Consider the following 6,099-nt stretch of genomic DNA (forward strand, 5'->3'; position numbering starts at 1 on the left):
CCTTCGTTTCTTAAATCGTAAATAACTTACAATGCTCAAACTCTGAGCGAGATATAAAATTGGGATATTTATTTTATTCAGCGTATTTCACTGGATATAACAAGATATGCTATTGAATGTAACCAGTTGTAAAGTTGATCTTGAGCGGATATTTCGGTTAGAAGTGGTGAGGTTAATGCGATTTATATGCAGTTGTGTTCAATAATGAGATCTGCTCGTCAAAATATTTAACGAGCAGATCGGGTTCATTTTACTTACGTGATGATCAAAACGGCGGCGTAAACGATAATTAAGCCAATTAGGCCGATAATTATGCCGGTCTTTGCCATGTCTTTGCTTTCAATGAGCCCTGTAGAGTAAGCCAATGAGTTTGGTGGTGTTGAAACGGGTAAAATCATACCGAGTGATGCCGAGAATGCGACGACGACAAGCAGCCCCTGCAGCCCACCAACGGCCGCAAGGCTCTCCATTGAGGCGCCAATAGCGGCTGCGATTGGCATCAGTAAGTTTGCCGTTGCCGTGTTCGACATGAAATTTGCCATTAGCCAACAGACGATCGAAAGAGTGAATACAACCGCAAGTGGAGAAAGAGACTCGTAATCGATCGCATGAGCTAGGGCAACTGCTAATCCGGTTTTATCAAGACCGATACCAATTGCTATACCACCTGCTACCAGCCACAGTACATCCCAATTGATTTGCTTTAACTCTTCTTTACCCATGATGCCAGTTAGAGTAAAGACAGCCAGTGGAATGATGGAAACCACGTAGGTGTTCATACCGTGAACTTTGGTGGTCATCCACAGCAAAATCGTCATGCCAAACGTTATATAGACGGTGATCGCGCGCCAGCTGGTTTTAAATGTTCCGTTAAGTTTTAGAATCATTCTTTCTTGCTGCGATGGGAATAATTTCTGCAGTAAAAACCATGCAATCGTGAGCTGTATGATGACAAAAGGCAGCCCCATCATCATCCAAGAAAGAAAATCAATGCTGTGCTCTTCCGTTAAATACTGCAGTGCAATGGCATTGGGGGGTGTTCCAATGGGAGTCGCAATCCCTCCCGTATTTGCAGCAATAGGAATACATAGAACCAGCGCTTTGATACCAACATCCCCTTTTGGCGCTGAAGCAACGATAGGCCCCAATAGAGCAAGCATCATGACTGTCGTTGCCGTATTAGACATAAACATTGAGAACACAGCGGTTATCAGCATCAAACCGAGCATGATGAACTTTGGTTGAGTACCGAAGGGTTTAAGAAGAACTCTAGCCAAGTTGTTATCTAACTCGTATTTTGATGCGGCTATTGCTAATGCAAATCCGCCCATAAATAGGATGATAATCGGTGAAGAAAAAGCACTGAAAATATCGGTGTACTTCATTAACTCGCCAAGCTCATGCCCTTGCGGTGGTTGGCGAAAAAAGTGGAGCCCTTTATCTGAAATCATGATCAGTTCAAGAGCGATGATCAGTATTGATGTTGCAAACACGGGAACAGGCTCAAGCACCCATAAGAGAGCTGCGAGTAAGAATATGGCGAGTAAGCGATGTTGAATTAAAGTGAGATCATCGATGGGAATGAGATCAATCGGAATGAATAGTACGGCGAGAGGAATAATAAAGCTGATAAATAGCCTTATTAATGTCCCTTTATTCAGTGCTGGCATGAAGCAGTTCCTACAATAAAAATAACTCAAAGTAGAATAAGCTATTTGATATTCAAGGACTTGGACGGACGTTATAGTTTTGAAAAATGGCGAGGTTTATCGAGGTAGGTTTGTTTTTAGTCAAAAATGCCCTGCGTTTCTCTAGATTGAGTTAAGGCAGGGCATATATAGATTAAGCGTCTTATTCTGAAACTGGATTCTCTTCAGTTTTTACGTGGGCATACGGTGCACCCATACGAGTCGGTGCTGTTAATGCCATAGAATCATCGAAGCGAATCTTATCTTTAGCAAAAAGGTTGATGACCGTTGAGCCAAGCTTGAAGCGGCCCATCTCATCCCCTTTCTTAAACGACACAGATTTGTTGCCTTCAGAAGGGTAGTCCCAACGATAGACCGTGTTACCACGAGGAGGCGTCACAGTGCCAGCCCAAGTGAGTTCGATACTACCAACAATAGTCGCACCGACTAATATCTGCGCCATTGGGCCAAATTCAGTATCAAAGATACAGACAACGCGTTCATTACGAGCAAATAGGTTTGGAATGTTTTCTGCCGTTAGTGGATTTACAGAGTAAAGATCACCTGGGACATAAATCATCTGGCGAAGTACACCGTCACATGGCATATGTACACGGTGGTAGTCACTTGGTGATAAGTACAGCGTAGCAAACTCACCATCGGTAAATTCATCAGCAAGCGCAGCATCGCCACCAAGCAGTTCAACCGACGTATAATCATGGCCTTTCGCTTGAATTAATTTACCATCAACAATAGGACCAAACTGGCTAACGCAAGCGTCAGCTGGGTGAGTAATGAGTTGCTCACCTTCAGAAACAGGGCGTACGCCTTCTTTAAGCTCACGAACGAAAAACTCGTTAAAGGTGTTGAAGTGTTTAGGGTCTGAATGCAACGCTTCATCCATGTTCACTTTGTATTGTTTAATAAATCCACGAATAATTGCGGTGGTCAAACTGCCTAATCGAGCCGACGCTATTTTACCAACTAATCGGGTCAAAGCATGCTTTGGAAGCCAATGTTGCAGTTCAACTTTAATCTTATCCATTATGAAAATTCCAATACTGTTTAAATGTTCGACATACGTTCTGGGCGCGAGATATTACTCAAATATGATTTCAAAGTCAGTAATAGCACAATATTTACATACAATTTTGTGCTTAAAGATCCGCTTTTTTGTTTTTTGAGTATTGTCGATTGGCTTTGTTTTCCGCCATGCTCTCAATGATTCGATGGTAGTTCTTAAAGCGAGCTTTGCTAACATCACCTTTTTCAACCGCTTCACGTATGATACAGCCTGGGTCATCATTGTGCGTACAGTCTCTAAACTTACATCCACCAAGTAACGGACGAAATTCAACAAACGCTTCAGTGACTTCTTCCGGTTCAAGGTGCCACAGGCCGAACTCACGCACTCCTGGAGAGTCGATCAAATCGCCGCCACTTGGAATGTGATAAAGACGAGCAGCCGTCGTGGTATGTTGACCAAGCCCTGAGTTTTCAGACACAGCACCTTCTTCAATATGAAGTTCAGGCATCAACGCGTTTACTAAGCTCGACTTACCAACACCAGATTGACCAACAAAAATATTAATACGGTCACTCAGTTTCGCTTCTAGCTCTTTAATACCTTCACCAGATTCTTTACTGACAAAAAGAACTTCATAACCAATGCGCTCGTACTCGCTCAATTGAACGCGATACTCTTTGCGTTGCTCTTCATCAAGTAAATCAATTTTATTGAGTACAACCAAAGGTGCAATTTGCACGGTTTCAGAGGCGATGAGGTAGCGATCGATAATATTAAGAGATAATTCAGGAAGCACCGAAGAGACGATCACCATCTGGTCAACGTTCGCGGCTACTGGCTTTAAACCATCGTAGTAGTCAGGACGAGTTAAGATAGATGTGCGTGGCTCAACGGCTTCGACAACACCAGAAATTCCAGCCATAGATTCAAGCCCGGCACGCCAAATGACTTTGTCGCCAGATATTATGCTTTCAATTCCACGACGCAAATTACAGCGGTGGATTTCTTGGGTTTCAAGATCTTCAATATCAGCATGTTGACCAAAACGAGTGATAACAAGGCCCATTTTGGTTGCACCCAGCATCGTCTCATCCCATTGAACGGAGTCTTCTTTTGTTAGGCGCTTTTTCTGGTTACTACGAACTCGTCTAACCTGACCTTTAGTTAATTTTTTCTTCTTTGCCAAAATGATGTCTTCAATATGTTATTGATGATGCGATCTACCCTCAGAAGTGCCTATTTTTCACCGAATGCCAATGATTCAAAGCTATCTTGGGGATCCTTATTTGGGTATAGTACCTCTTTTATACGTAAACAAATAGGCAACTGATTCATGTCCTTTAGCGAGCAAAACTTAATTTGGGTCGATCTTGAGATGACAGGCTTAGATCCTGAAACACATAAGATCATTGAAATTGCCACTGTCGTTACCGATGGTGAACTCAACATTCTAGCTGAAGGTCCCGTTCTTGCGATTCATCAAACAGAAGATGAACTCGATAAAATGGATGAGTGGTGTACCACAACTCACAATGGAAGTGGTCTTGTTGAAAGAGTTCGCCAAAGTAAAGTGACTGAACAGCAAGCTATTTCTCAAACGATTGAGTTTTTAGAGAAGTGGGTACCGAAAGGTAAATCTCCTATTTGTGGAAACAGCATTGGTCAAGATCGTCGTTTCTTATACAAGCATATGCCAGAGCTTGAGCAGTACTTCCATTATCGTTATATCGACGTTAGTACTTTGAAAGAACTAACTCGTCGCTGGAAGCCTGAAGTACTGGATGGTTTTTCAAAAAGTGGCAGTCACTTAGCGCTTGACGATATTCGTGAGTCGATTGCAGAGCTTCAGTATTATCGTAAAACGATTATCTCTATTTAATTTCGTCTCCCTTTGATTTAAATGCCAGCATTCGTGTTGGCATTTTTCGTTATGGGCTTTCTTCAATTAAGGGATCGGGATAAAGACAAACTGCGCCACACCATGAACGACCTTAGTGATACCGCGGTCTGTTTTGTCAGCGACGATAAGTGCCATCATATCTTGGACTGATGCCATTTTAGCGAACAGCCGATCAAAGCTGGTATCAAAGTCTTTCTCGCTCAAGCGGTTGGATAGGATGTACAGATCTCCATTTGAATCTCTACGGTGGTACAGCCGCCAAACAAATACTTCAATATTTCGCGCACTGTTATAGAGAGCTTGCTCATCTAGTGAGTCGAGAATAAAGAACTCCTGTTGGTGGTTGTATGAACGTCTTAACATCTCTGCTAGACCAACAACAGCCGCAAAGACGCGATCACCTTTAAATTCCTCATCGAAACTTAATAGAACAGCATCAATACTGGTGGCCCCGCCAAGCTCATCAAAAATCAGGGATGGAAGCTCTGTTTCATCAGGAGAGCCAAATATTTGCTCAATCCTCTTCTCAAGAGTCATGCCCGGGGACTTTTTAAGTTGCGATGGATTTCGCGTATACAGTTTTTGGGTTAATCGAATCATCATCTGCTTTTGCTGGCGTGTATGCACATCCATGACAAAGTCGATATCGCTTTTTCCTAGGTTTCTTAGTGGTTTTGGCACTGAACCACAAGATGAGAGCAGCAGACACACTAATACGCCGAAAACCAGTGTTCGGAAATAGGGCAAAATAAGATGGTTTACTAAGTGTGGCATTAACTGTCGTTCCATGACTGCGCACGCTGCTTCAAGGTGAAGAGCTATTGGTTAACGTTATATCAAAGTTGAAGTTTCTTCTAACAATTCGCGATTCGGGCAAAGAAAATAATGGCTTATATCGCAATCTTCGGTTGGTACGAGTTAGAATGCTTTGCCGAATATGCTTACATGACAAGCAAACAGTGCTGATTGTGCGTGGTTTTTAAGCAGGTATGAAAAAAAAACCATTTTTTTTTCATAATGACTTGCATCACAAATAAATGCTCTTATAATTCGCATCCCTAAACAGCGGAAACGTTGTTAGAAAAGCGATACTAGCTCAGTTGGTAGAGCGCAACCTTGCCAAGGTTGAGGTCATCGGTTCGAACCCGATGTATCGCTCCAGTTTTGTTCTTAGAAGAAATTTAGGTTTCTTTGAGCGTTTGCTCAGAATGAAAATGGTTTAGTCTCATTGTCTTAAACAATGCATCCGGACGCGGGATGGAGCAGTTTGGTAGCTCGTCGGGCTCATAACCCGAAGGTCGTCGGTTCAAATCCGGCTCCCGCAACCACATTACAGTTAGNCGTCGATTTATTGCTTCACAGTAGTAAAGAGTGACGGTTAACTAATGCGATACTAGCTCAGTTGGTAGAGCGCAACCTTGCCAAGGTTGAGGTCATCGGTTCGAACCCGATGTATCGCTCCAAATTCTCTCTTAAAGAGAAAG

At 42.8% G+C, this 6,099-nt stretch carries 5 protein-coding genes and 3 tRNA genes; 4 read left to right on the top strand and 4 right to left on the bottom strand.

The features are described from left to right. Positions 1-254: 254 nt before the first annotated feature. The 3 genes from L4C54_RS00095 to rsgA form a co-directional block, all read right to left on the bottom strand. Positions 255-1,670, bottom strand: coding sequence for an SLC13 family permease (locus L4C54_RS00095; RefSeq protein ID WP_428804068.1), 1,416 nt, complete (start codon positions 1,668-1,670; stop codon positions 255-257). Between the two features lie 181 nt (positions 1,671-1,851). Beyond that, complete coding sequence (gene asd, locus L4C54_RS00100) at positions 1,852-2,733, bottom strand: archaetidylserine decarboxylase (RefSeq protein ID WP_428806604.1); 882 nt, start codon at positions 2,731-2,733, stop codon at positions 1,852-1,854. Positions 2,734-2,845: 112 nt separating this feature from the next. Then, positions 2,846-3,901, bottom strand: coding sequence for a small ribosomal subunit biogenesis GTPase RsgA (gene rsgA, locus L4C54_RS00105; protein WP_428806605.1), 1,056 nt, complete (start codon positions 3,899-3,901; stop codon positions 2,846-2,848). A gap of 147 nt (positions 3,902-4,048) precedes the next feature. On the opposite strand from rsgA, the gene orn reads away from it, so the two are divergent. Further along, positions 4,049-4,594: an oligoribonuclease gene (orn, locus tag L4C54_RS00110; protein WP_428804071.1), complete on the top strand. Its 546-nt coding sequence runs from the start codon at positions 4,049-4,051 to the stop codon at positions 4,592-4,594. A gap of 66 nt (positions 4,595-4,660) precedes the next feature. On the opposite strand, the gene L4C54_RS00115 is transcribed toward orn, so the two are convergent. Beyond that, complete coding sequence (locus L4C54_RS00115) at positions 4,661-5,389, bottom strand: hypothetical protein (protein WP_428806609.1); 729 nt, start codon at positions 5,387-5,389, stop codon at positions 4,661-4,663. 311 nt (positions 5,390-5,700) lie between these two features. Between L4C54_RS00115 and L4C54_RS00120 the strand changes: the two genes are divergently transcribed. The 3 genes from L4C54_RS00120 to L4C54_RS00130 all read left to right on the top strand — a co-directional run bounded on the left by L4C54_RS00120 (position 5,701) and on the right by L4C54_RS00130 (position 6,078). Next, positions 5,701-5,776: transfer RNA gene (locus tag L4C54_RS00120), tRNA-Gly, on the top strand. A gap of 90 nt (positions 5,777-5,866) precedes the next feature. Beyond that, a tRNA-Met gene (locus L4C54_RS00125) sits at positions 5,867-5,943 on the top strand. A 59-nt stretch (positions 5,944-6,002) separates the two neighbouring features. Next, positions 6,003-6,078: transfer RNA gene (locus L4C54_RS00130), tRNA-Gly, on the top strand. Positions 6,079-6,099 lie beyond the last annotated feature (21 nt).

The organism is Vibrio lamellibrachiae, from assembly GCF_050337265.1.
Taxonomy (GTDB): Bacteria; Pseudomonadota; Gammaproteobacteria; order Enterobacterales; family Vibrionaceae; genus Vibrio; species Vibrio kyushuensis.

Coding starts and splice junctions, on each gene's coding strand:
- L4C54_RS00095 (WP_428804068.1), bottom strand. CDS start 1,670: ATGCCAGCACTGAATAAAGGGACATTAATAAGGCTATTTATCAGCTTT.
- asd (WP_428806604.1), bottom strand. CDS start 2,733: ATGGATAAGATTAAAGTTGAACTGCAACATTGGCTTCCAAAGCATGCT.
- orn (WP_428804071.1), top strand. CDS start 4,049: ATGTCCTTTAGCGAGCAAAACTTAATTTGGGTCGATCTTGAGATGACA.
- L4C54_RS00115 (WP_428806609.1), bottom strand. CDS start 5,389: ATGCCACACTTAGTAAACCATCTTATTTTGCCCTATTTCCGAACACTG.